19 protein-coding genes are annotated in these 24,935 nt (G+C 69.0%); 12 read left to right on the top strand and 7 right to left on the bottom strand.

Annotation, left to right across the window (positions count from 1 at the left end):
• Positions 1 to 3: 3 nt before the first annotated feature.
• The 5 genes from OG2516_RS13125 to OG2516_RS13105 form a co-directional block, all read right to left on the bottom strand.
• Entirely contained in the window at positions 4 to 999 is a 996-nt protein-coding gene (locus OG2516_RS13125; RefSeq protein ID WP_007256179.1) for an ABC transporter ATP-binding protein, read from the bottom strand.
• A gap of 17 nt (positions 1,000 to 1,016) precedes the next feature.
• Positions 1,017 to 1,874, bottom strand: a complete 858-nt coding sequence (locus OG2516_RS13120) for a carbohydrate ABC transporter permease (RefSeq protein WP_007256178.1) — start codon at positions 1,872 to 1,874, stop codon at positions 1,017 to 1,019.
• The gene (locus OG2516_RS13115; RefSeq protein WP_007256177.1) at positions 1,871 to 2,782 is read right to left on the bottom strand and encodes a carbohydrate ABC transporter permease; all 912 of its coding nucleotides are present in this window, start codon (positions 2,780 to 2,782) and stop codon (positions 1,871 to 1,873) included. Before OG2516_RS13115 ends, OG2516_RS13120 begins: the two co-directional genes overlap by 4 nt.
• A gap of 69 nt (positions 2,783 to 2,851) precedes the next feature.
• Complete coding sequence (locus OG2516_RS13110) at positions 2,852 to 4,132, bottom strand: ABC transporter substrate-binding protein (RefSeq protein WP_040615973.1); 1,281 nt, start codon at positions 4,130 to 4,132, stop codon at positions 2,852 to 2,854.
• Between the two features lie 29 nt (positions 4,133 to 4,161).
• A complete protein-coding gene (locus OG2516_RS13105) occupies positions 4,162 to 6,504 on the bottom strand; it encodes an alpha-L-rhamnosidase (RefSeq protein WP_007256175.1) in 2,343 nt (780 codons plus the stop codon).
• A 273-nt stretch (positions 6,505 to 6,777) separates the two neighbouring features.
• Between OG2516_RS13105 and OG2516_RS13100 the strand changes: the two genes are divergently transcribed.
• Positions 6,778 to 7,560, top strand: coding sequence for a phytanoyl-CoA dioxygenase family protein (locus tag OG2516_RS13100; RefSeq protein ID WP_007256174.1), 783 nt, complete (start codon positions 6,778 to 6,780; stop codon positions 7,558 to 7,560).
• Positions 7,550 to 8,428, top strand: coding sequence for a helix-turn-helix transcriptional regulator (locus tag OG2516_RS13095; protein WP_156799380.1), 879 nt, complete (start codon positions 7,550 to 7,552; stop codon positions 8,426 to 8,428). Before OG2516_RS13100 ends, OG2516_RS13095 begins: the two co-directional genes overlap by 11 nt.
• A 98-nt stretch (positions 8,429 to 8,526) precedes the next feature.
• Here OG2516_RS13095 and OG2516_RS13090 read toward each other — a convergent pair whose 3' ends face one another.
• Positions 8,527 to 9,423, bottom strand: a complete 897-nt coding sequence (locus tag OG2516_RS13090) for a LysR family transcriptional regulator (protein ID WP_007256172.1) — start codon at positions 9,421 to 9,423, stop codon at positions 8,527 to 8,529.
• Between the two features lie 216 nt (positions 9,424 to 9,639).
• Here OG2516_RS13090 and OG2516_RS13085 point away from each other — a divergent pair, with 216 nt between their 5' ends.
• From OG2516_RS13085 to OG2516_RS13070, 4 genes are all read left to right on the top strand, one after another.
• Positions 9,640 to 10,329 carry an isochorismatase family protein gene (locus OG2516_RS13085; protein ID WP_245544321.1) on the top strand — a complete coding sequence of 230 codons (690 nt, stop codon included), beginning with the start codon at positions 9,640 to 9,642 and terminating at the stop codon, positions 10,327 to 10,329.
• A 107-nt stretch (positions 10,330 to 10,436) separates the two neighbouring features.
• Entirely contained in the window at positions 10,437 to 12,521 is a 2,085-nt protein-coding gene (locus OG2516_RS13080; RefSeq protein WP_040615840.1) for a hydantoinase/oxoprolinase family protein, read from the top strand.
• Positions 12,522 to 12,534: 13 nt separating this feature from the next.
• Positions 12,535 to 14,322 carry a hydantoinase B/oxoprolinase family protein gene (locus tag OG2516_RS13075; protein WP_007256169.1) on the top strand — a complete coding sequence of 596 codons (1,788 nt, stop codon included), beginning with the start codon at positions 12,535 to 12,537 and terminating at the stop codon, positions 14,320 to 14,322.
• Positions 14,323 to 14,413: 91 nt separating this feature from the next.
• Positions 14,414 to 15,925 (top strand): NCS1 family transporter, encoded by a 1,512-nt coding sequence (locus tag OG2516_RS13070; RefSeq protein WP_007256168.1) that lies wholly within the window; start codon positions 14,414 to 14,416, stop codon positions 15,923 to 15,925.
• Positions 15,926 to 15,979: 54 nt separating this feature from the next.
• Here the strand turns inward: OG2516_RS13070 and OG2516_RS13065 are convergent, their stop codons facing one another.
• Entirely contained in the window at positions 15,980 to 16,984 is a 1,005-nt protein-coding gene (locus OG2516_RS13065) for a GlxA family transcriptional regulator (RefSeq protein WP_040615837.1), read from the bottom strand.
• Between the two features lie 104 nt (positions 16,985 to 17,088).
• Here OG2516_RS13065 and OG2516_RS13060 point away from each other — a divergent pair, with 104 nt between their 5' ends.
• Genes OG2516_RS13060 through OG2516_RS13035 form a run of 6 tightly spaced genes read left to right on the top strand, consistent with a single transcriptional unit; the run spans position 17,089 to position 24,930 of the window.
• Entirely contained in the window at positions 17,089 to 18,342 is a 1,254-nt protein-coding gene (locus tag OG2516_RS13060) for a sarcosine oxidase subunit beta family protein (protein ID WP_007256166.1), read from the top strand.
• A 25-nt stretch (positions 18,343 to 18,367) separates the two neighbouring features.
• On the top strand, positions 18,368 to 18,670 hold the full coding sequence (locus OG2516_RS13055) for a sarcosine oxidase subunit delta (RefSeq protein WP_007256165.1): 303 nt from the start codon (positions 18,368 to 18,370) through the stop codon (positions 18,668 to 18,670).
• Positions 18,667 to 21,657, top strand: a complete 2,991-nt coding sequence (locus OG2516_RS13050; protein WP_007256164.1) for a sarcosine oxidase subunit alpha — start codon at positions 18,667 to 18,669, stop codon at positions 21,655 to 21,657. Before OG2516_RS13055 ends, OG2516_RS13050 begins: the two co-directional genes overlap by 4 nt.
• Positions 21,658 to 21,667: 10 nt before the next feature.
• Positions 21,668 to 22,231 (top strand): sarcosine oxidase subunit gamma, encoded by a 564-nt coding sequence (locus OG2516_RS13045; protein WP_007256163.1) that lies wholly within the window; start codon positions 21,668 to 21,670, stop codon positions 22,229 to 22,231.
• Positions 22,232 to 22,251: 20 nt separating this feature from the next.
• Complete coding sequence (gene glyA / locus OG2516_RS13040) at positions 22,252 to 23,520, top strand: serine hydroxymethyltransferase (protein ID WP_007256162.1); 1,269 nt, start codon at positions 22,252 to 22,254, stop codon at positions 23,518 to 23,520.
• A 3-nt stretch (positions 23,521 to 23,523) separates the two neighbouring features.
• On the top strand, positions 23,524 to 24,930 hold the full coding sequence (locus tag OG2516_RS13035; protein WP_007256161.1) for an L-serine ammonia-lyase: 1,407 nt from the start codon (positions 23,524 to 23,526) through the stop codon (positions 24,928 to 24,930).
• The last annotated feature ends 5 nt before the right edge of the window (positions 24,931 to 24,935 follow it).

Raw genomic sequence — 24,935 nt, 5'->3', positions numbered from 1 at the left:
CAGTCAGGCGAGGCGCTGGCCGGCCCGGAAGCGGTGCATGCGGTCCGGGCGGGGGGTGAGGCGGACATGATCGCCGGTGCGCACCTCGGCCTCGCCGTCGAGGCGGATGATGACGCGGCCGGCCTCGGGGGTGTCCACGTGGGCGATGGCCTCGGCGCCGAGATGCTCTATCAGGCGCACGTCGCCCGACCATGGACCGGTGGCGTCGACGACAATGTGCTCGGGGCGCAGGCCCAGCACCTCGGCGCCCTCGGCCTCAGCGACGGGACCTTCGAACAGGTTCATCTTGGGGCTGCCGATGAAGCCCGCGACGAAGGGCGAGCGGGGCGCGCGGTAGAGCTCGGTGGGGGTGCCGACCTGCTCGATGCGCCCGCCGTTGAGCACGACGATCCGGTCGGCCATCGTCATCGCCTCCACCTGGTCGTGGGTGACGTAGATCATCGTGGTGTTGAGCCGCTGGTGCAGCTCGCCGAGCTCGAGGCGCATCTGGGTGCGCAGGGCGGCGTCGAGGTTGGAGAGCGGCTCGTCGAAGAGGAAGACCTTGGGATCGCGCACGATGGCGCGGCCGATGGCGACGCGCTGGCGCTGACCGCCCGAGAGGTGCTTGGGCTTGCGCTCGAGGAGCGGGCCGAGCTGCAGGATGTTGGCGGCCTCCTCGATCTTGCGGCGCATCTCGTCCTTGGGGACGCGGGCGAGCGAGAGGCTGAAGCCGATGTTCTCGGCGACGGTGAGGTGCGGGTAGAGGGCGTAGGACTGGAACACCATCGCCACGCCACGTTCGGACGGCTCGACGCCGGTCACGTCGCGTCCGTCGATCTCGATGCTGCCGCCGCTCTCCTCCTCGAGGCCCGAGATCATGCGCAGCAGCGTGGACTTGCCGCAGCCCGACGGTCCGACGAAGACGACGAACTCGCCGGAGCGGATGTCGAGGTCGATGTCGGACATCACCTCCACCGCGCCGTAATGCTTCGACAGGTTGCGGATCGTGACGTCGGCCATGCGGGTTCCTTGTGCGCCTAGCCCTTGACCGCGCCGGCGGTCATGCCGGCGACGATCTGGCGGTTGAAGAAGACGAAGACGATCAGGGGCGGGATCGTGACCAGGAGGACGTTGGAGAACAGCAGGTTGTACTGGGTCTCGAACTGGCTCTGGAAGTTGTAGAGGGTGAGCTGCACGGTGACGTTGTCCTTGCCGGGCAGGTAGTAGAGCGGATTGACGAAGTCGTTGAAGATGGCGATCGACTGGACGACGATGTTGGTCACGGTGACGGGCTTCAGGAGCGGGAAGATCACGCGGAAGAAGGTCTGCCAGGGCTTCGCACCGTCCATTCGCGCGGCTTCGTCGAGCTCGCGCGGGATGGTGGCGACGAAGGCGCGGTAGAGCAGGATCGAGAAGGACAGGTTGTAGGCGATCTCGATCAGCACCATGCCGTGCAGCGTCTTGAACAGCTCCAGCTGCTGCAGCAGCCAGATCGTCGGGACGACGGCGGGCGGGATCATCAGGCCGGCGAGGACGAGGAAGTTGATCAGCCCGTTCCAACGGCTCTGGCGGCGCTGCAGGATGTAGCCGACCATCGAGGCGAAGACGACGAGGCCGGTGACGCTGGCGACGGTGATGACGGTCGAATTGAAGAACGCCAGCAGCAGCTGGTAGTCGCGCACCTGGATCACCGCGACGAGATTGGACCAGAGCTGCCACTCGGTCGGCCAGGAGAAGCTGAGGGTGGAGGCGTCGGCCTGGGTCTTGGAGGCCTGCAGCAGGGCGAAAAGGAACGGCAGCACGAAGACGACGCCGGTGACGAGGATCGCGACCGCTCCGCCGATCCAGCGGCGGCGCGCCTCGGCGGCGCGGAAGGTGGTGTGGGTCTGGCTCATATGTCGATCTCGCGGCGGTTCATCCACGTGGTCAGCGGCACCATCACGAGGGCGATGAGCAGGAACAGCACCACGTTGCCCGCCGTGGACAGGCCGTAGAAGCCGGACTGGTACTGCTTGTAGATGATCGAGGCGACCACGTCGGAGGAGAAGCCGGGGCCGCCGCCGGTCATGGTCCAGATCAGGTCGAACGTGCGCAGCCCGCCGATCAGGCTCAGGGTGATGACGGTGACGGTGGCCGGGCGCGACAGCGGCAGGGTGATGCGCCAGAATTGCTGGGCCTTGGTGGCGCCGTCGATGCGGGCGGCCTCGTAGTAGTCGCTCGGGATCGAGGCGATGCCGGCGATGAAGATGACGGTGGCGATCCCGACGCCCTTCCAGACGTCGACGATGATGACCGAGTAGAGCGCCAGCCAGGGCGTCGTGAGCCAGCCCGGCCCGTCGATGCCGATGGTTTCGAGGGTGACGTTGATGGCGCCGCGGGTGGGGTGCATCAGCGACACGAAGATGATGCCGACGCCGATGAAGCTGACGAGGACGGGGAAGAAGATCACCGCGCGCAGGTAGCCGCGCGCCGGGATGCGGCTGGTCAGCAGCACCGCGAGGGCGAGGCCGAGGACGACCTTCAGCGCCGAGGTGGAGATGCCGAAGATCAGCGTGTTGACGAGGCCCTGCACGAGGAACGGCTCGCGGAAGAACTGCACGAAGTTGCCGAAGCCGATGAAGTGGGAGTCGAACAGCGTCCAGCGGGTCAGGGCGAAGTAGAAGGAGGCGATGGTGGGCACGAGGAACATCACCGCGTAAATCACGCCGGCGGGGATGTAGAACGTGTAGGGGTAGGGGACCCTGCGCCGCGCCGTGCGCCGCCGGGCTGCCGGCTCCTGCCGATCGAGTGCCGCGTCGCTCACTTCAACCTCCCTCGGTGGGGTCGGGCGCCCGTCGGGGCGCCCGGCCGTTTCGCGTGGCGTGTCAGGGCCTTACCAGTTCGGCAGGCCGAGCTGCTGGGCGGCTTTCTTGACGTCTTCGTCGTAGATCGCGGCGGCCTCGGCGGCAGAGCGGATGCCCGAGCCGACCTCGACGGTCAGCTGCGGCAGCGCCGGGCCCTTGACCGGCGACAGGAACTCGAGCGCCGGCAGGTTGAGGTCGCTGTCGTTGAAGTAGGGCACCAGGTCGCGGGTGGCCTGGGGGACGTCCTCGGGAAGCTGGCAGCCTTCGATCAGGTAGGGACCGGAGACCTGGCCCGCGTCGATCTGCGCCTGGCAGCCGGCCTGGGAGGCGACGAAGGCGAGGAAGTCGACGGCCTCGTCGATGTTCTCGCTGGCCTGGGGCACGTAGAGCGCGTTGGGCAGCCAAATCGTCAGGCCGTTCTTGTCGGGATCGTCGCCCGGCTGGGCGAAGAAGCCGATGTCGGGAACGGCGTCGGGGTATTGCTCGGCGATCGGGTCGATGGCGAGCGACAGGATCGGGTAGTGCGCGGCCTCGCCGGTGGCGATCATCCGGATGCCGTCGTCATAGGTGGCGGCGCCGAAATCCTCGTTGAAGTAGCCGGCCTCGTAGGCTTCCTCGAGCCGCTCGAAGCTGCGCAGCGCGGCCGGGTCGGTCGCGAACTTGGCCTCGTTGTTGGTGTAGCGCTCGGCGAAGCCGGGGCTGTCGGCCTCGACGTTGAAGTAGTCGCCCAGCACGAGGAGCTGCGCCGACCAGGTGTCGCCGTAGGTCTGCGCGATGGGGACGTAGCCGGCCTCGTCGATCGCGGCGTTGTTGGCCATGAAGTCGTCCCAGGTCAGGGGCACTTCGAGGCCGAGCTCGTCGTAGATGGCGCGGTTGTACATGATGCCGCCCGCGAAGCCGGGGCCGATGGGCACGCCGTAGACGCCGCCGTCGGCGGTCACGACCGCTTCGAAGCTGTCGCTGACCACGTCGAGGAACGGCTGGTCGGTCAGCTCGACGATGGTGCGGGTGGGTGCGAGCGCCTGGAACAGCGAGCCGGAATTGTAGAGGAAGATGTCGGCCATCTCCTCGGTGGCGAGCCGCGTCTTGACGAGGTTGTCGCCGTCGATGCTGCCGACGCGCAGCTCGATGTCGAAGGTCACGTGCGGGTTCAGCTCGGTGTAGGCGGCGGCGAGGGCCTCGGCCTGCGCCACGGAGGGCGGGCCGTTGTCGACCAGGAAGGTCAGCTCCACCGGATCCTGGGCCCAGGCTGGCGCCGCGGCGCTCAGCGCGACGAGCGCGAGGCCCGTTCTGCGAAAGGTCGTCTTCATGTCGGTCTTCTCCTCCTCCAAGGGTACTCTCACGCGGCCGGAGCGATCCGGAACGCGATCTCGTGCCTGCCCGGCGGCAGGGTGAGCGGCGCGGTGGCCGCGGTGCCGTTCAGCGTCAGCTCCGAGCGGTCGGGGCTGGCGGGCAGGTGGCCCTCGGTGCCCTCGGGCAACGTGAGCGTATAGGCGACCCGGCCATCGGCACAGGTCCAATCCACCGCGATCTCGCCGTGCGCCGTCTCGTGGCGCGCCGAAACGGGGGAGAGTTCGGGCAGCACGAACGGATCGACGCGCACGCGGGCGAAGGCCGGGGCGTCGGGATCGGGGGCGATGCCGGCGACGCTCTCGAACAGCCACTGGCAGATCGCGCCGTAGGCGTAGTGGTTGTAGCTGTTCATCTCGGGGTCGTAGATTTCGCCGTTCGGCCCCATCGCGTCCCAGCGTTCCCAGATCGTCGTGGCGCCGAGGTCGACCTGGTAGAGCCAGCCGGGGGCGTCGCGATTGAGCAGCAGCATCGCGGCGAGGTCGCGCGCGCCGATGCGGGTCAGGGCGGGCAGGATCGCGGGGGTGCCGATGAAGCCGGTGCCGATCTTGCCGCCGGTCGCCTCGACGGCGCGGCGGAAGTAGCGGGTGGCGGCGGGGACGTGTTGCTCGGGGACGAGGCCGTGCAGGAAGGCGAGGGCGTAAGTCGTCTGGTCCGACGCGCCGATGCGGCCGGAGGGGGTGATGAACTCCTCGGCGAAGGCGGCCTTGATCTCCTCGGCGCGGGCGCGGAAGCGGGTGGCCGCGTCGCGCTCGCCGAGCACCTCTGCGGTGCGCGCGACGAGGTCTGCGGAGATGTAGTGGTAGAGCGTCGCGGCGCAGTCGTCGCCGATGGTGGGCTGAGGCTTGCGGTTGTCGCCGACGGGCTGGAGCCAATCGCCGAAGGTGAAGCCCGGATCGGCGCGGCCGCCGGAATCGACGGTGCCGGGGGGTGGCAGGATGATCGGGCCGTCCGACAGGCTCCAGAGGTAGTCCATCCAGCGCTGCATCGCCGGGAACGCCTCGGCAAGGGCGGCCTTGTCGCCGTAGTGGAGCCAGAGGGTCCAGGGCAGGACGGTGATGACGTCGCCCCAGCCCGTCGAGCCGGGCGGGATGCCGAAGCTGTCGGGGTGGAGGCGGGTCGGATCGGGCGAGAAGTTGGAGATCGCGCCATCGGGGCGCTGGTCGACGATCAGCTCGCGCAGGTACTTGCGGAAGAACGCCTGGCAATCGTGCAGCCAGCAGGCCGTCGCGGCGAAGACCTGGGCGTCGCCGGTCCAGCCGAGGCGCTCGTCGCGCTGGGGGCAGTCGGTGGGCACGTCGATGAAGTTGCCGCGCTGCGACCAGAGGGTGTTGAGCACCAGCCGGTCGATTGCCGGAACGCCGCAGGTGAAGGCGCCCTTGGGGTGGGTGACCGACGAGATCGGCACCGCCTCGATGCGCTCGAGCGTGGCGTCGCCCTCGATGGTGACGCGGGCGTAGCGGAAGCCCATGAAGGTGAAGTGGGGGCGGTAGGATTCGGGGCCGTTCCCGGCGAGCGTGTACTCGATGCGGGCGGGCGCGGAGCGGTAGTTTGAATTGTCGATCTCGCCGTCCTGCCCGCACACCTCGGCGTGTTCGATGACGAGCCGCGCGCCGGGGTCGCCGGTGACGGTGAAGGCGACGTAGCCGCCGATGTTCTGCCCGAAATCGTAGCTGGTGGCACGGGCCTCGCCCCAGCTGCGCACCGGCGAGAGCGGCGCAAGTTCCTGCACCGGCGGGCATTCCTGCGCGACGAGGATGGCGGTATCGAGCGCGACCACCTCGACGCCAGCCTCGGCGGGAACGTCGACCTCGCGGGCGTCGAAGGTCTCGCCGTAGTAGATGCCGTTGCGCAGCACCGGCGTGGGGCCGCTGGTCCAGTCGGGGCCGGTGGCGAGGAGGGTGTCGCCGTCGAGGGTGAGCTCCGCGAGGGCGGCGACGCGGGTGCCGTAGGTGTCGTGGAGCATGCTCTGCGGCCACATGAGCTGCCCGCGATACCAGCCGTCGCCGAGCCAGATCTCGAGCCGGTTGCTGCCCGGCGCGAGGGCGGCGTCGAGGTCGTAGGTCTGGTAGGCGAGGCGCGCGTCGTAATTGGTCCAGCCCGGCGCGAGCAGGTCGGGGCCGAGGCGGTGGCCGTTGAGGAAGATCGTGTAGATGCCCAGCGCGGTGACGTGGAGCTGCTCGCGGCCCGTCACCTCGTCGAGGGTGAACTCGCGCACGACGCGGTGCGCGCGGCCGTTGTGGCCGGGGTCGTCGGCGGGAGAGATGGCGCGTGCGTTCCAGGTCCGGGTGAGCGGCGCGTGCGCGTCGCGTGGGTCGACAGCCTGATCCATGTGGTACTTTTCCCCCCTGGCGCGGGGCCGGCATTCGTGCGTGGCCCGCGCAACTTGATTGCCGGGAAGTCTGGCGGGGCGCAGTTTTCAAGTCAATCATTAATGAGCGAATGCAATCATGCTACGGTGCAGCATGATGGAACTTGATCGAAGGTGATCGCTTCCATTTGTGCCGCAATCCCGGTTTCGTTCAATTCGAGAGGGCCGACCATCAAGACAGACGGGCGAATTTCGGCTAGGGGTTCCGAAACCCAGCAGAAGGACGATGTCATCATGGACGCGATTGCCCCGACCGAACGCCATCTCGATCAGACCCAGATCGACGCCTACCGCCGCAACGGGTTCACCGTCATCGAGGACATCGTTCCCGCCGACCGGCTGGCCGATCTGAAAGCGGCGGTCGAGGCGGCGGTGGAGGCCGAGAGCGTGCGCGTTCCGGACGGGGAGCTGTCGACCTACGACAAGATCTTCACGCAGAAGGTCAACATCTGGTCGCGCCACCCGGACGTGAAGGCGCACACGCTGTGGGAGCGTTTCGGTCAGGTCGCCGCCGAGCTGACGGGCGGGCCGATGCGGATCTGGCACGACCAGGCGCTGTTCAAGCAGCCGGGCTTCGCCGACAACCGGACGCCGTGGCACCACGACGCCGTGTACTGGCCGCACCGCGACCACTGGCGCGCCACGACGATCTGGATCGCGCTCGAGGATGCGACGGAAGAGAACGGGTGCATGAGCTTCCTGCCGGGCACCCACGCGCTCGGGCCGCTCGATCCGGTGGCGCTCGACGATCCCGCCGACATCTTCGCCAACGCGCCGCACCTGCGGCAGGTCGATCCGGTCGCCTGTCCGCTCAAGGCGGGGTCGTGCACGTTTCACGACGGGCTGGTCTGGCATTGCGCGGGGCCGAACCGGAGCGAACGGCCGCGCAAGGCTTACGCGATCATCTACATGCCCGATGGCACGATCTATACCGGCGCCAACCACGTGCTGACCGACACGCTCGACCTGACGACGGGTGCGCCGCTGGCTGGAGATCTGTTCCCGCGTGCCGGCTGAGCTGCCGGCGGCGACGTTCCGGGTAAGCCAGGCGGAAGTCAGGCTCTCGATGCGCCGGCCGGTGCGGGCACAGGTGCTCGAGGACCTGGACGACGTCGCTGCGCACGATCACAGCTTTCACGAGATGGGCCTCGTCGTCGCCGGGGCGGGGCGGCATCTTGCGGTGGACGGGGCGCACGAGCTGCGCCCGGGCTCGCTCTACCTGATCCCGCCGCACGAGACGCATGCGATCGAGGCGGGGGAGGGGCTGTCGATCCTCAACCTCTACTACATGGTCGAGCGGCTGGCCGAGGATCTGCCCGCGCTGTGGGAGGAGCCCGGCCTCGTGCCGCTGTTTCTCGACACCGAGACGACGCGCCGTCGGCTGCCGCGCCGCCGGCAGGTCCAGGTGCGCCGGCGGGCCGCGCTCGAGGCCGAGATCCGCTCGCTGGTGGTGGAGAGTGCCTGGGTCGATCCGTCGCCGCTGATCCTGCGCTCGGGGCTGCTGAAGGTCGGGGCGCTCGCGGCGCGGGCGTGGCGGCTGGAGGACCCGGACATCGCGCAGGGCCAGCTGCGGGCGGCGGTGCGCCGAGAGATCGCGTGGCTCGACGAGCTGGCCGCGACGGGGGCGCCGCTGAGCAACGATCCGCAGCAGGGGCTGTCGGCGGATCACCTGTCGGAGCTGTTTCGCGAGTCGATCGGGCTGACGCGGCAGGCGTATTTCCAGCAGCGGCGCATCCACAGGGCCTGCACCCGGCTGCTCGGGACGAACGACGCGATCTCGCAGATCGCCATGGACCTCGGCTATGCGGACGCACCGCACTTCTGCCGCCACTTCCGCCGCCACCGCGGTCAGTCTCCCGGCAGCTACCGGCGCAGCTTCGGGTAGGCGGGGCACGATCAGGCAAACGTCTCCCGGCAGCAATCGTCGAGCGCCGCCAGAGTGCGGAACTTGCGCGAGGCAACGCTAGCCGGTGCGCTGCGCGATCATCCAAGTCCCCTCTGCATTGCAATGGCGATGAAATCCAGAACGGCGCGAGAGCGGTTGCTGCGCTTCCAAGCGAGTATCGTTCGGCTGCGGAAGTCGGGATGGACGATGGGGCGGGTCTCCACGTTGCGGCCGAGGAAGCCGATAAGGCTTTCGGGGTAGATCGTGACTCCCAGCCCCGCCGCGACGAGACCGATCAGCGCCAGGGTGTTGGACGCCTCCAGCCTCGGCTGCAGCGGCATCCCGACCTGACTGAACAGGTCCTCCAGCCGGTAGCGGAACTCGCCCCACTGGGCCATGTCGCCGAGGATCAGGGGTTGCCCGGCGAGGTCGACCGGGTGCAGCTGGTGCTGGCGCAGAAGCGGGTGGCCGCGCGGCATCACCGCGTAGAGCAGGTCGCTCGCCAGCAATTCGGTGCGGCACTCGCTGTTGTCGTAGGGGCCGATCATGAAGCCTACGTCGATCTCGTCGTTGGCCAAGGCCAGCTTCTGGCCCTGAGTGCGCATGTATTGCAGCTCGAGCGCGATGTCGGGGTGGCGCGCGCCAAAGCGGGAGACGGTGCGGGGCATCAGTTCGGTCGCCGCGAAGGCCATGTAAGCAACGCGCACCCGCCCGGTGCGGCCTTCGGCGACGCTGCGCGCCTCACTGACGGACTGGGCCGTGCTGGCGAGGATCTCGCCGGCCCGCCGATAGAAGAGCCGGCCCGCCGGGGTCAGCATCACCTCCCGGGTGGTGCGCTCGAGCAAGCGGTAGCCCAGCACCGACTCAAGCTTCTGGATCCGGCGGCTCAGCGCCGACTGGTCGAGCGCCAGCCGCTCTGCGCTGCGACGGAAGTTCAGCTCCTGCGCGACGGTCACGAATGACTGCAACAGCGACAGCTCGGGCAGCGGGCGCACGGTGTCTCTAGCCTCCGGGATTGGTCGATGCGTTCAATGCATCAATAAAGGCCTGATCGTCAATTCTCTTCACCGCCATCCTGCTTGATCCTCTGTTCCACCGGGCAGGGACATCGGCACGAGACACCACCCCGGCGCCCCGATGATCAATAAAGCAAGCCTTACCGAACTCTTGGAGGACCCATGGCGGAGATGGACAACAAAGAACTGGACAAAATGCTTCAGGCCGCGTTCGACGCATCGAGCAAGCTGTACCAGGAGCGCGGCTTCCAGCGCCGCGTGGGCTTCGGCAAGCGTCCCGCGCTGGTCAGCGTCGACCTCGCGAACGCCTGGACGCGGCCGGGCAACCCCTTCACCTGCGACCAGGAGAAGATGGACAACGAGATCATCCCGTCGATGCAGCGGCTGCTCAAGGCGTTCCGCGCGCAGAACCTGCCCGTGGTGCACGTCACCACCGCCTACGAGATCACCGACCGCGACGCGCCGTTCACCGACATGGGCCTCTGGCACAACAAGATCCCCGTCGACGTCGTCGACCTCGCCGACAAGGATCTCTGGGCCATCGACAGCCGCATCGCCCCCGTCGAGGGCGAATACACCCTGCTGAAGAAGCGCGCCTCGTCGTTCCACGGCACCGAACTCGCCGGCATCCTGCGCGCCAACGACGTCGACACGATCCTCGTGACCGGCGTCACCGCCTGCGCCTGCGTGCGCCAGACGATCTGCGACGGCATCGCCGACGGCTTCCGCCCGATCGCGGTCCGCGAGGCGATCGGCGACCGCGTGCCGGGCGCCGTCGCGTGGAACCTCTTCGACATCGACGCCAAGTTCGGAGACGTGAAATCCACCGACGAATGCGTCGCCTACATCGATGGCCTCGCCGGGGTCGCGGCGGCGGCGGAATAACCAGCGACAGGCGCCGCACCGTGCGGCGCCTTTCCATTCCGGCCGGGCGCACGGCCGCACCGGTCCAAGACAGACGAGAACGTCACGAACAACCAGGAGGGAACAGGATGGCGAGAATCGGAGTGGACGTCGGCGGGACGAACACGGACCTCGTGCTCGAGACGGGCGCGGGGGTCTTCTACCACAAGGTTCCGACGACGCTGAAGAACCAGTCGATCGGTGTCGTCGAGGGGGTCCGCCGGATCTGCGAGATGGCCGGGATCGGGACGTCCGAGGTGGAGACCATCGTGCACGGCACCACCACGGCGACCAACATCACAATCGAGCACAACGGCTCGGAATGCGGGATGATCACGTCGAAGGGCTTCCGCGACATCCTCCACATCGGCCGCCACAAGCGCCCGCACAATTTCTCGCTGCACTTCGATGTCCCCTGGCAGAGCCAGCCGCTGGTCAAGCGGCGCAACCGGATCGCCGTGACCGAGCGCATCGTGCCCCCGACCGGCGAAATCGAGACGGCCCTCGACGAGCAGGCCGTACGCGACGCCTGCGCCCTGTTCAGGAAGCGCGGCATCGACTCGGTCGTCATCGGCTTCATGTTTGCCTTCCTCAACGACGCCCACGAGCGTCGCGCCCGCGAGATCGTGCTCGAGGAGATGCCCGGCGCCTACGTCACGCTTTCCTCCGAGGTCGCCAACGTGATGCGCGAGTACGAGCGCTTCTCGACGGCGGCGATGAACTCCTATGTGGGCCCCAAGACGGCCTTCTACCTGCGCGACCTCGAGGCCCGCCTGCGCGACGCCGGTGTCGGCTCGAAGCTGCGGATCATCCAGTCCAACGGCGGCGTCTCGACCGTGGACGCCTGCGCCAAGCGGCCGGTGCGGATCCTGATGTCCGGCCCCGCCGGCGGCGTCATCGGCGGCGCGGCCGAGGGCGAGATGGCCGGCACCGGCAACGTCATCACCGTCGATATCGGCGGCACCTCGGCCGACATCAGCACCATTCCCGACAACCAGATCAAGATCATGAACCCCCGAGACACCTACGTCTCGGGCCATCCTGTCCTGACGCCGATGATCGACCTCGTCACCATCGGCGCCGGCGGCGGGTCGATCGCCTACATCGACGAGGCCGGCGGCTTCAACGTCGGACCGCGCTCCGCCGGTTCCGAGCCGGGGCCGGCCTGCTACGGGCGCGGCGGCACCGAGCCGACCGTAACCGATGCGCAGATCGTGCTGGGCCGGCTCGATCCCGACATGGCCCTCGGCGGCGATCTCGAGCTCGATGCCGAACTGGCGCGGAAGGCAGTCGAGGAGAAAATCGCCAAGCCGCTGGGCCTGTCGGTCACCGACGCCGCGCTCGGCATCATCAAGATCATCAACAACAACATGGCGCTCGCGATCCGCTCGAACTCCGTCGCGCGCGGCGTCGATCCCCGGCAATTCTCGATCATGCCGTTCGGCGGCGCCGGTCCGCTGCACGGCGTCGCGCTGGCCGAGGCGGTTTCGGCCAAGGACGTGCTGGTGCCGGTCGCGCCCGGCATCACCGCCGCCGTGGGCCTGCTCAAGACCGACCTGCAATACGAGCACACCGAGGCCGTCGTGATCGAACTCAACGCCTCCGGAGAGGCCGAGCACGCCCGCATCAACGCGGCGGTCGAGACGCTGAAGGGATGCGTCGCCGACGAGTTGGCCGCCGACGGCATCGCCGCCGCCGACCAGTGCATCGAGGTGGTGGCCGAATGCCGCTACCACGGCCAGGGCTTCGAGCTGCGCGCCACCATGCCCGACGGTCCGGTGACGGCCGACAACGTGAAGTCGATCACCGACTCCTTCCACGATCAGCACCAGATGGACTACGGCTACAGCTACCGCGACGCCGAGGTGGAGCTCATCACCCTGCGCGCCATCGGCTCGGCCAGCTCAAGGAAGATCGAGATCCCCCGGGTGCAAAAGACCGACGGCTCCAGCATCGACCGGGCGCTGATGTTCGTGCGCACCACCACCTTCGACAACGGGCAGACTCTGGAGACCCCGCGCTACGACCGCATGAAGCTCTATTGCGGCGATATCGTGCCCGGCCCGGCGATCCTGATCCAGCACAACTCCACGACGCTGGTCCCGCCCGGCTACGTCGCCGAGACCCTCGACTACGGCAACACCCGCGTTCGGCTCGCCGGCGACGGCCAATAAGAGAAAGATGCAGATGAACGTCATGACCGAAACCCGCGCCGAAGTCGATCCGATCACCCTCCAGGTGATCCGCGGCTCCTTCGAAACCATCGCCGAGGAGATGGGGCATGTCCTCTACCGCATGTCATTCTCCTCGATCATCCGCGAGAGTCAGGATCTCGGCGCGGGCCTGTTCGACACCGCGTACAACACCCTCTGCGAGAGTGAATCGACGCCGATGCACATCGGTTCGATCCCGGGCTATCTGCGCGGTATCGAGGAGACGCTGGAGGACGGCGAGTGGTACGAGGGCGACGTCGTCGTCCACAACCACCCCTACCACGGCGCCTCTCACACGCCCGACCTCGCGATCGTCGTGCCCGTCTTCTACCAGGGCCGGCTCGTCGGCTTCGCGGGCAACACCGCACACCATGTCGACATCGGCGCGGCGACGCCGGGCCTCATCATCGACGTGCCCGACGTGTTCGCCGAGGGGATGTTGCTGGCCGGGGTGAAGCTCTGCCGCAAGGGCGAGCCCAACACCGCCATATGGAACTTCATCCGCAACAACAGCCGCGCGGCGCAGCAGCTGGTGAGCGACATCGAGGCGCAGGTCGCCTCGGCGCGGCTCGGGGCGAAGCGGTTCGTGGAGCTGATCGAGAAGTACGGCGAGGAGATGGTGTTCGGCGCGGCCAACCAGCTCATGGCCTATTCCGAGCGGATGACCCGCCAGCGCATCTCCGAGATCCCCGACGGCGAGTACGAGGCCGAAGGCTGGCTCGACGACGACGGGCGCAACCGCGACCGGCAGCTCAAGGTCAAGGTGACGGTGCGGGTCGCGGGCGACGAGGTGGAGGTCGACCTGACCGGCTCCGCCGACCAGACACCCACCGCCTACAACGTCCCTTTCGAGGGCTCGACGAAGGTGGCCGCCTACGCCGCCTTCCGCAAGCTGCTGCTCGACGCCGCGACCTCCGACATGCGGGTGCCGTCCAACGAGGGCTCGTTCCGTCCGATCAAGGTCACGGCGCCGCTCGGCTCGATCTTCAACCCGAAGTTCCCGGCCTCCGCCGAGGCCCGCTTCACCCAGTGCAACCGCATGATCGATCTCATCATCCGCGCCCTCGCGCCGGTGATGCCCGACACGGTGATCGCGGGCAGCTCCGCCTCGATCAGCTTCGCCGCCTATTCCGGCGTGCGGCCGTCGGGGGATTACTGGGTGTTCCTCGAGGTCAACGAGGGGGCCTACGGCGGCCGGCCGCGCTCGGACGGGCCCGACAGCATCGACAACCTCATGGCCAACACCCGCAACAACCCGCTCGAAGACCTCGCGATGCACATCCCGATGATCTGCGATCGCTACGAGCTGCGCGACGACATGCCGCCCGGCGCGGGCGAGTACCGCGGCGGCATCGGCGTGGTGAAGTCGCAGCGGGTGCTGACCCCGGCCTTCATCACCCACGAGAGCGAGCGCCACAGCGAAGCGCCGTGGGGCATCTTCGGCGGTCACGAGGGTGCGGTCGGCAGGTGCCTCGTCTACAACGCCGACAGCCCCGACGACGTGACGGAGATGCACTCCAAGTTTTCCGGCCTCGAGGTCAAGGCGGGGGACGTCATGGCCTACTACAGCCCCAACGGCGGCGGCTTTGGTGACCCTCTAAAGCGCCCTGAGATGAAGGTGCTGGAGGACGTGCTCGACGGGTTCTGCAGTGTCGACCATGCCCGCAGCGCCTACGGGGTGGTGGTCGACCTCGACAGCGAGACGGTCGACATGGGGGCGACCAACGCCCTGCGCGAGCGGATGCGCTCCGCCGCTGACTGAGACGAGGGGGTGCCGCGAAAGCGGCGCCCCTCCTCCTTTCCTGGCGCGACGTCCGGGTAAGAACCAACAACAGGGAACAGGGACAAGAGAGATGACGACAACGGAGCTCTACACCACCGACAGGAAGCGCGAGTCGCTGATCGAGGAATCGATCCTGCCCACGCTCATCACCCAGCGCCCCATCGGCTGGCTCGGCTACGCCTGGATCTGGATCGGCATCGCGGTCATCATCGCCACCTACTCGCTCGGCGCCGCCGGCATCGGCGGCGGCGTGGACCTCGCGACGGTGATCGTGGTGATCGCGCTCGCCAACCTCGCCATCGGGGCGCTGATGCTGCTGACCGCCGACATCGGCACCGAGCACGGCCTGTCCTTCGCCGTCTATCTTCGCGCGCCCTTCGGCATCCACGGCACCCACATCCCCGCCGTCTCGCGCGGGATCGTCGCTGCGGCGTGGTTCGGCATCCAGACCTACCTCGGCGCGCTCGCGCTCAACGGCATCGGCGCATACTTCCTCGGCTTCGAGAACTGGGTGCTCTGGTACGTCCTGTTCGCCATCGTTCAGGTGGTCAACACCGCCATGGGCATCAAGTCGGTCGAGCGCATGGCCTCGCTCGCCGCGCCGGCCATCATCGCGATCTCGGTCTGGATGTACTTCACCCTCGAAGGCGTGGCCCAGACCGAGGGCATCAACATCTGGACCTTCGAGGCCACCGGCGAGATGACCCTGCTGGTGCTGTTCATCGCCAACATGAGCTTCTGGTCGACGCTCGCCGTCGACATCCCCAACCTGACCCGCTTCGTGAAGGTCGAGCCCGGCGCGAGGAGCTTCTTCAAGCGCAACCGCAACGTGCTCGTTGCCCAGCTCGTCGCGCTCCCGGTGATGCAGGCGCTGGTCGCCGGCCTCGGCGCGGTGTCGTTCATCGCCACCGGCAACTGGAACCCGATCGAGGTCATCCAGGGGGAGGGGCAGGGGCTGTCGCTGGTGCTTCTCCTGGCGCTGGTGGTGCTGGCGCAATGGTCGACGAACAACTCCGCCAACCTGATCCCCTCGGCACTGACCTTCATCAACCTCGCGCCGCGGCTGATCAACTACAAGATCGCCGTCGTCCTCGCCGGCGTCGTCGGAACGCTGTGCTTTCCCTGGCAGATCCTGAACAACCTGTTCGTCTTCCTGGGCTACTACGGCGCGTTCCTGTCGGCGCTCGGCGGCATCATGGTGGCCGACTACTACATCCTGCGCCGCCGCCGGCTCAACGTCCCCGAGCTCTACAAGACCGACGGCCAATACCGCTACGCCGGCGGCTTCAACTGGGCCGGCCTAGCCTCGTGGTTCATCGCCGGCGGCGTCGCGGCCTACTTCTCGCAGTATGCCTTCATCATCGGCTTCCCGCTAGGCCTCGTGCTGCACCTGGCGCTGATGAAGATGGCGGTACTGAAGGCTCACCCGCAAGCCGAGATCGAGGCCGGCGAGGCCGGCGAGGGCGGCGACTACCTCGCCACCTCGGAAGGACTGAGCTGGGTCTACGCCGGCGACGGCCGGTTCGCCCGGATGACGCCCGAGCAGGCGCAGGGCCGGGCGGTCGGCCGCGAAGACCTCTGAGCCTCCGGACCTGACGGCCACCAAGCGCGCGCCCTCGGGCGCGCGCTTTTCGTTTCACACCAGCGCCGGCGCGGTCTTCGACTGGCGCTCGCGCCAGACCTCGGGCGTCATGCCTTCGCGGGCGCGGAAGACGCGGATCAGGTGGGACAGGTCGCAGAAGCCGGTCTGGGTGGCGATCTCGGTGATGGTCAGCTGGGGTCGCGTCAGCATCCAGCGGGCCTGCGCGAGGCGCAGCCGCATGAACGCCTCTGCGGGCGACAGGCCGAGCGCGGCGGTAAAATGCCGCTCGAGCTTGCGGCGGCTGACGCCGAGCCCTCCCGCCACCTCCGCCACCGTCGGCGCGGTTTCCATGTTCTGCTGCACCCGCAGCAACGCCTTGCGCACCAGCGGATCGCGGCTCTTCAGCTCGACAGGCAGGCCGGGCTGCGGGTTGTCGGCGGCCATCGCCTCGTCGATGATCATGATGTGCAGGCTCTTGCGCGCCGTCGCCCGCCCGATGTGGCGGTCCACGAGGAAGGCCGCGAGATGCGCCGAACTCGCCCCGCCCGAGCAGGTCAGCCGGTCGCGGTCGACGACGTAGATCTTGTCGGAGACCGGGTGCAGCCCGTCGAATTGCTCGAGAAAGTCGTCGTGGTGAAACCAGCTGACGCAGCATTGATAGCCGCGCATCAGCCCGGCCCGGTGCAGGATGAACGCCCCGGTGCAGACCCCGACGAGCGGCACCCCGGCTTCGGCGGCGCGCCTGAGATAGTGCGTGTAGGCCGGCTCGAGCCGCTCGATCTCGTCGATCAGCCCGCCGACGACGACGATGTAGTCGAACTGCGCCGGATCTCCGAGCCGCTCGTCGGGCTGCACCGTCAGACCGCAGCTCGAGCGCACCGGGTTCATCGACGCCGACAGCACCTTCCAGCCGCAGTGAATCGGCCGCGACCGGTCGCCCTCGTCGGCGGCGAGCCGCAGGACATCGACGAAATTGGCGAACGCCGAGAGGGTGAATCGCCGCGCGAGGATGAAACCGACGTTCAACCTTCTGCGGTTGGGTGTGAGGGGCATGGTCATGGCGCAATCCTACCACCCAAGTGGCGCATATATCCAGTACCGCGCGCGCGTCGCGTGCGAGGGTCCGAGCCACCGGACACTCGCCGACACGGAGCGGTCGCCACATGACGAAGTTCTCAGCCGTCAGCCTCCTGAAGAACGCCCTCACCGGCCACAGGAACTGGACCGAGCAATGGCCCGACAGCCAGCCGAAGGAGGAGTACGACGTTGTCATCGTCGGCGCCGGCGGCCACGGGCTGGGCGCGGCCTACTACCTCGCCAAGGAGCACGGCATCACCAACGTCGCGGTGATCGACAAGGGCTGGCTCGGCGGCGGCAACACCGGCCGCAACACCACGATCATCCGCTCCAACTACCTCTACGACGAGAGCGCCCGGCTGTTCGACCACGCGCTCGACCTCTGGCAGGATCTCAGCCAGGAGCTGAACTACAACGTCATGTACTCCAATCGCGGCGTGCTGATGCTGGCCCACAACGTCCACGACGTGCAGAGCTTCAAGCGCCACGTCCACGCCAACCGGCTCAACGGCGTCGACAACCAGTGGCTGACGCCCGAGGAGTGCAAGGAGGTCTGCCCGCCGCTGAGCCTGCGCAAGGACGCCCGCTACCCGGTCATGGGCGGCGCGCTGCAGCGCCGCGCCGGCACCGCCCGCCACGACGCGGTTGCCTGGGGCTACGCGCGCGGCGCGGCGGCGCGCGGCGTCGACATCATCCAGAACTGCCCCGTCACCGCCATCCGCCGCCACCCCGACGGGTCGGTCGCCGGCGTCGAGACGGCGCGGGGCTTCATCCGCGCCAGGAAGGTCGCGGTCTCGGCGGCCGGGCACACCTCGGTCGTGATGGACAGCGCCGGCGTGCGGCTGCCGCTCGAGAGCTACCCGCTGCAGGCGCTGGTCAGCGAGCCGGTCAAGCCGGTCTTCCCCTGCGTTGTCATGTCGAACGCGGTCCATGCCTACATCAGCCAGTCCGACAAGGGCGAGCTGGTGATCGGCTCGGGGACCGACCAGTATACCAGCTACTCCCAGCGCGGCGGCCTGCCCCTGATCGAGCACACCGTCGCGGCGATCTGCGAGGTGTTCCCGGTGTTCAACCGGATGCGGATGCTGCGCAAGTGGGCCGGCATCGTCGACGTCACGCCCGACCGCTCGGCGATCCTCGGCAAGACGCCGGTCAAGGGGCTCTACGTCAATTGCGGCTGGGGCACCGGTGGCTTCAAGGCCACCCCCGGCGCGGCGCACACCCTCGCCTGGACCGTCGCCAAGGACGAGCCGCACCCGATCAACGCGCCCTTCACGCTGGAGCGGTTCCGCACCGGCCGGCTGATCGACGAGGCCGCCGCCGCCGCCGTCGCGCACTGACACCGCTGCCCACCGAGGTTTCCCGATGCTCCTGATCCACTGTCCCTATTGCGACGAGACGCTGCCCGAGGCCGAATTCACCTACGCCGGGCAGGCCCACGTGGTGCGTCCCGCCGACCCGTCCGGCGAGAGCGACGCCGACTGGGAGGCGTTCCTGTTCCTCCGCGACAACGCCAAGGGCCCGCACTTCGAGCGCTGGCGTCACCTGCACGGCTGCGGGCGCTTCTTCAACGCGGTGCGCGACACCGTCAGCGACAGGTTCCTCACCACCTACGAGGCGGGCCTGCCCCGCCCCGACCTCTCGACCCTGACGGAGGACCAGCCATGAGCAGCCATCGCGTCGCCGGCAAGGGCCGCATCGACACCACGCGGCCCGTCAGCTTCACCTTCGACGGCCGCCGCTACAGCGGCGCGGCGGGCGACACCGTCGCCTCGGCGCTGCTCGCGCACGGGGTCCACCTGATGGGCCGCTCGTTCAAGTACCACCGCCCGCGCGGCCCGGTGACGGCCGGCTCCGAGGAGCCCAACGCCCTGATCGGCACCCGGCGCGGCCCCGGCCGCTTCGAGCCCAATACCCGCGCCACGGTGCAGGAGATCTGGCAGGGCCTCGAGACCACCTCGCAGAACAAGTATCCGAGCCTGAAATGGGACGTCGGCGCGGTCAACGACGCGGGCTACATGCTGTTCTCGGCCGGCTTCTACTACAAGACGTTCATGTGGCCGAAAAGCTTCTGGGACAAGGTCTACGAGCCGTTCATCCGCGCCGCCGCCGGCCTCGGCGTCAGCCCCTCCGAGGACGACCCCGACCGCTACGCCTCGCGCAACATGCACTGCGACGTGCTCGTCGTCGGCGCCGGCCCGACCGGCCTCGCCGCCGCCCACAGCGCGGCGCTCGCCGGGGCGAAGGTGGTGCTCGTCGACGAGCACGCCGAGATGGGCGGGGCGCTGCTCTCCGACCCTGACGTGCAGATCGACGGCGCGGGCGCATGGACATGGCTCGCCTCGCGGCTGGCCGAGCTGCGTGCCCTCGGCGTGCGCACCATGACGCGCACCACCGCCATCGGCTACTACCATCAGAACCTCGTCGGCCTCTGCGAAAAGCTGACCGACCACCTCCCCGACCTGCCCGCCGACACCCCGCGCGAGCGCATGTGGCGGGTGCGCGCGAAGCGGGTCGTGCTGGCGCAGGGGGCGCTGGAGAAGCCGCTCGTCTTCCACGGCAACGACCGCCCCGGCGTGATGCTCGCCGGCTCCGCGCAGACCTACCTCAACCGCTTCGGCGTGCTCGTCGGCAAGGCTCCCGTCGTGCTCACCTCCCACGATTCCGCGTGGTTCGCCGCCTTCGACCTCGCCGACGCCGGGGCGAAGGTACAGGCCATCGTCGACACCCGCGACAGCGTCCGCGACGACCTGCGCGCCGGCGCGTCGGCGCGCGGCATCGAGGTCCGCCTGTCGCACACCGCCACCGGCACCTCCGGGCGGCTGCGGGTCAAGTCCCTGCGGGTCGCCCCGCTGCGCGCGGACCAGGTCGGCGCGGCCACCGAGATCGCCTGCGACGCGGTGCTCATGTCGGGCGGCTGGACCCCGTCGCTGCACCTCTTCTCCCACACCAAGGGCTCGCTGACGTGGGACGACACACAGACCACGTTCCTGCCCAAGGACACCCCCGAAGATTGCCACATCGCCGGCGCGAGCAGGGGCCTCTGGGGCTACGAGGCCGCGCTCGTCGACGGCGACAAGGCCGGGCGCGAGGCCGCGCAGGCGCTCGGGCTGAAGATCGCGGCGGGCCGCTTCGAGGTCGCGCAGGACCGCACCGGCAGCGGCGTCAGCCACCGCGAGCTGCCGAGCGACCGCAGCCCGGCCCGCTCCAAGGCGTTCGTCGACTTCCAGAACGACGTCACCGCAAAGGATCTCCGCCTCGCCGTGCGCGAGGGGATGCGCTCGATCGAGCACGTCAAGCGCTACACCACCAACGGCATGGCCACCGACCAGGGCAAGATGTCCAACATCAACGGCCTCAACATCGCCGCCGACGCCCTCGGCAAGCCGCAGCCGCAGGTCGGCCTCACCACCTTCCGGCCGCCCTACACCCCGACGACCTTCGGCTGTTTCGCCGGCTACCACCGGGGCAGCCACTTCGAGGTGACGCGCAAGACCCCCATCGACGGCTGGGCCGAGGCGCACGGCGCGGCATTCGAGCCGGTCGGCCAGTGGCGGCGCGCATGGTACTTCCCGCAACCCGGCGAAAGCATGGACGACGCGGTGCGGCGCGAGTGCAGGGCGACCCGCGAGAGCGTCGGGATCTTCGACGCCTCCACGCTCGGCAAGATCGAGGTCATGGGCCCCGGTGCCGTCGAGTTCATGAACCGCATGTACACCAACCCCTGGACCAAGCTCGGCATCGGCCGCTGCCGCTACGGCCTGCTGCTCGGCGACGACGGCTACATCCGCGACGACGGCGTCATCGGCCGGCTCGGGCAGGACCGCTTCCACGTCACCACCACCACCGGCGGCGCGGCGCGCGTGCTGAACACGATGGAGGATTACCTCCAGACCGAGTGGCCCGATCTCGACGTCTGGCTCACCTCCACCACCGAGCAATGGGCCACCGTCGCGCTCAACGGCCCCAATGCGGCCGCGCTGCTCGCGCCGCTGGTCGAGGGCGTGACGCTCAGCGACGACGACTTCCCGCACATGTCCTGCGCCGAGTGCACCGTCGCCGGGATGCCCGCGCGGCTGTTCCGCATCAGCTTCACCGGCGAGGTCGGCTTCGAGGTCAACGTCCCCGCCCCGATGGGCCTCAGGCTCTGGGAGCTGCTCTGGGAGCGGGGCCGGCAATACGGCATCACGCCCTACGGCACCGAGGCGATGCACGTGCTGCGCGCCGAGAAGGGCTACATCATCGTCGGGCAGGACACCGACGGCACCGTGACCCCCTACGACACCGGCATGAGCTGGGCCATCGGCAAGAAGAAGCCCGACTTCGTCGGCATGCGCGGCCTCGCCCGGCCCGACCTTCAGGCACCGGGGCGCAAGCAGCTCGTCGGCCTGCTGAGCGAGGATCGCTCCAAGCTCGAGGAAGGCGCGCAGATCGTGTTCGACCCGAACCAGCCGGTGCCGATGAAGATGGTGGGCCACGTCACCTCTTCCTACGACGTCGGCACCTCGGGGCGGCCCATCGCCCTCGCGCTTGTCGAGGGGGGGCACGACCGGATGGGGGAGATCGTCCACATCCCCATGCCCGACCGCACCATCGCCGCGAAGATCACCCCCACCGTCTTCGTCGACCCCGACAACGCGCGCCTGAAGCTTTGAGGAGACCGCCATGAACGCTCCCGTATCCGCCCTGACCCCCGGCCCGCTCGTCGAGACCGACGTGGTGCGCGTCTCGCTCGAAGCCCCGCGCGGCCGGCTTTCGCTGCGCGCCCGCGGCGAACTCGCCCCGTTCGACGTCGCGCTCGGCCTGACGCTGCCGCGCAAGATCGGCCAGCGCGCCGCGGGCGACGGCATCGAGGCGCTCTGCCTCGGCCCCGACGAGTGGATGATCCACGCCCCCGAGGCGCAGGTCGGCGCGCTCCTGTCCGCCTGCGCCACGCTCTACGAACGTCACCCGCACAGCCTCGTCGATGTCTCGGGCCGCGAGACCACCTACGTCGTCGACGGCCCGGGCGCGCTCGACCTGCTGAGCGTCGGCTGCCCGCGCGACCTCGACCGCATCCTCCCCGGCGAGGGCCGCCGCACCGTCTTCGACGGCGTCACCGTCATCCTGTGGCGCGACGGCGAGACCACCGCCCGCCTCGACGTCTGGCACAGCTTCGCGCCCTACCTGTCCGAGCTGCTCGAGACGGGAAGCCGCGAGCTCGCCGCCGACGCCGCGGCCGCCCGCTGAGACCCAACAAGGAGCTCCCCATGTTCGACCAACTCCCCCCCACCGACATCTCCGACCGCGCCGTCTCCGACGCCATCGCCGAGGAACTCGACCGTCAGAAGAGCCAGATCGAGCTGATCGCCTCCGAGAACATCGTCTCGCCGGCGGTCATGGCGGCGCAGGGCTCGGTGCTGACCAACAAGTACGCCGAGGGCTACCCCGGCCGGCGCTACTACGGCGGCTGCGAGTTCGTCGACAAGGTCGAGGCGCTCGCCATCGACCGGCTCAAGCAGCTCTTCGGAGCCGGCTTCGCCAACGTCCAGCCGCACTCGGGCGCGCAGGCCAACCAGGCGGTGTTCCTCGCGCTCCTCGCGCCGGGCGACCGGATCATGGGCATGTCGCTCGCGCATGGCGGCCACCTGACCCACGGCTCGCCCGTCACCATGTCGGGCAAGTGGTTCGACGTGGTCTCCTACGAGGTCGATCCTGAAACCCACCTGATCGACATGGACGAGGTCCGCGCCCGCGCCCTCGAGACCCGGCCCAAGCTGATCCTCGCCGGCGCCTCCGCCTACCCCCGCCGGATCGACTTCGCCGCGTTCCGCGAGATCGCCGACGAGGTCGGTGCCTACCTGATGGTCGACATGGCGCACTATGCCGGCCTGATCGCCGCCGGCCACTATCCGAACCCGGTGCCGCACGCCCACGTCGTCACCTCCACCACCCACAAGACCCTGCGCGGCCCGCGCGGCGGCGTCATCCTCAGCAACGACGAGGCGCTGGCGAAGAAGTTCAACTCCGCCGTCTTCCCGGGCAACCAGGGCGGTCCGCTGATGCACGTGATCGCCGCCAAGGCCGTCGCCTTCGGCGAGGCGCTGGAGCCGTCGTTCCGCGACTACGCCGCCGCCGTGATCGACAATGCGCGGGCGCTCTCCCAGGTGCTGCTCGCGGGCGGGCTCGGCATCGTGTCGGGCGGCACCGACAGCCACATGGTCCTCGTCGACCTGCGCCCCAAGGGCGTCACCGGCAAGGTCGCCGAGATCGCGCTCGAGCGCGCCGGGCTGACCTGCAACAAGAACGCCATCCCCAACGACCCCGAGAAGCCCTTCGTCACCTCCGGCGTCCGCCTCGGCTCGTCGGCCGGGACCACGCGCGGCTTCGGCAGGGCCGAGTTCGAGACGATCGGCCGGTTGATCCTGCAGGTGCTCGACGCCCTCGCCGACAGCCCCGAGGGCGACGCCGCCGTCGAGGCCGAGGTGCGCGCCGAGGTGCGGGCGCTCTGCGACGCCTTCCCGATCTACGGCGGCTGAGCCATGTTCCTGTCGGTCTTCGACATCTTCAAGATCGGCATCGGCCCGTCGTCGTCGCACACGATGGGGCCGATGCTCGCCGCGGCGCGCTTCCTCGACGACCTGCGCGGCGGTGCCGAGAAGACGCCGGGCGCGGGGGAATTGCACCGGCTCGGAGCGCGTCTCTACGGCTCGCTCGCCTGGACCGGCAAGGGCCACGCCACCGATCGCGCGGTGATCCTCGGCCTCTGCGGCCTGCTCCCCGAGACGCTCGACCCGGCCGAGGCCGAGGCGCTGGAGGCACAGGTCCGACGCGAGCGCATCGTGCGGCCCGAGGGGCTGGGCGAGCTGCGCTTCGACCCGGAGCGCGATCTCGTCTTCGACTTCGGCCCGCCGCTCGAGGGCCACGCCAACGGCATGGTGCTGAAGGCCTACGACCGCGCCGGCAACGGCTACCACACCCAGACCTACTATTCCGTCGGCGGCGGCTTCGTCGTCACCGCCGCCGAACTCGCCGCCCGCGACGAGGCTCCCGGCCCGCAGCCCGACGCCACCGGCCCCGCCTTTCCCTATCCCTTCACGACCGCGCGCGAGATGCTGGCGATGGCCGCCCGCTCGGGCAAGAGCATCGCCGCCATGAAGCGCGCCAACGAGACGGTGCTGCACGGCGACCGGCTCGACACCCGCATCGACGCCATCCTCGCCGCGATGGATTCCTGCATCGAGCGCGGCCTGTCGCAGGACGGCATCCTGCCCGGCGGGCTGCAGGTGCGCCGCCGCGCCAAGGCGATCCACGACCAGCTCCTCGCCGAGGAGGGCCGCAACCTCGCCCAGCCCCACCAGGCGAACGACTGGATGAGCGTCTACGCGATGGCGGTCAACGAGGAGAACGCCGCGGGCGGCAAGGTGGTCACCTCGCCCACCAACGGCGCCGCCGGCGTGGTGCCCGCGGTGCTGCGCTACTACCGCGACCACTGCATCGGCGCGACCACCGACGGCGCGCGCGACCTGCTGCTGGTCGCGGCGGCCATCGGCGGGCTGATCAAGCACAACGCCTCGATCTCGGGCGCCGAGGTCGGCTGCCAGGGCGAGGTCGGCTCGGCCTCCGCGATGGGAGCCGCCGGGCTGTGCGCCGCGCTCGGGGGCAGCGACGCGCAGGTCGAGAACGCCGCCGAGATCGCGCTCGAGCACCATCTCGGCATGACCTGCGACCCCGCCGCCGGTCTCGTCCAGGTACCTTGTATCGAGCGCAACGCCCTCGGCGCGATCAAGGCCGTCTCCGCCGCCTCCATCGCCCTGCGCGGCGACGGAACTCACTTCATGCCGCTCGACAACTGCATCCGCGTGATGCGCGAGACGGGGCGCGACATGGACGTGAAGTACAAGGAAACCTCGCAAGGCGGCATCGCCGTCAACCTGCCCGAGTGCTGACGGAG

The sequence above is a fragment of the Oceanicola granulosus HTCC2516 genome (assembly GCF_000153305.1).
In the GTDB taxonomy this organism is placed as follows: Bacteria; Pseudomonadota; Alphaproteobacteria; order Rhodobacterales; family Rhodobacteraceae; genus Oceanicola; species Oceanicola granulosus.
This window is presented reverse-complemented; position numbering and strand designations above follow the sequence as displayed.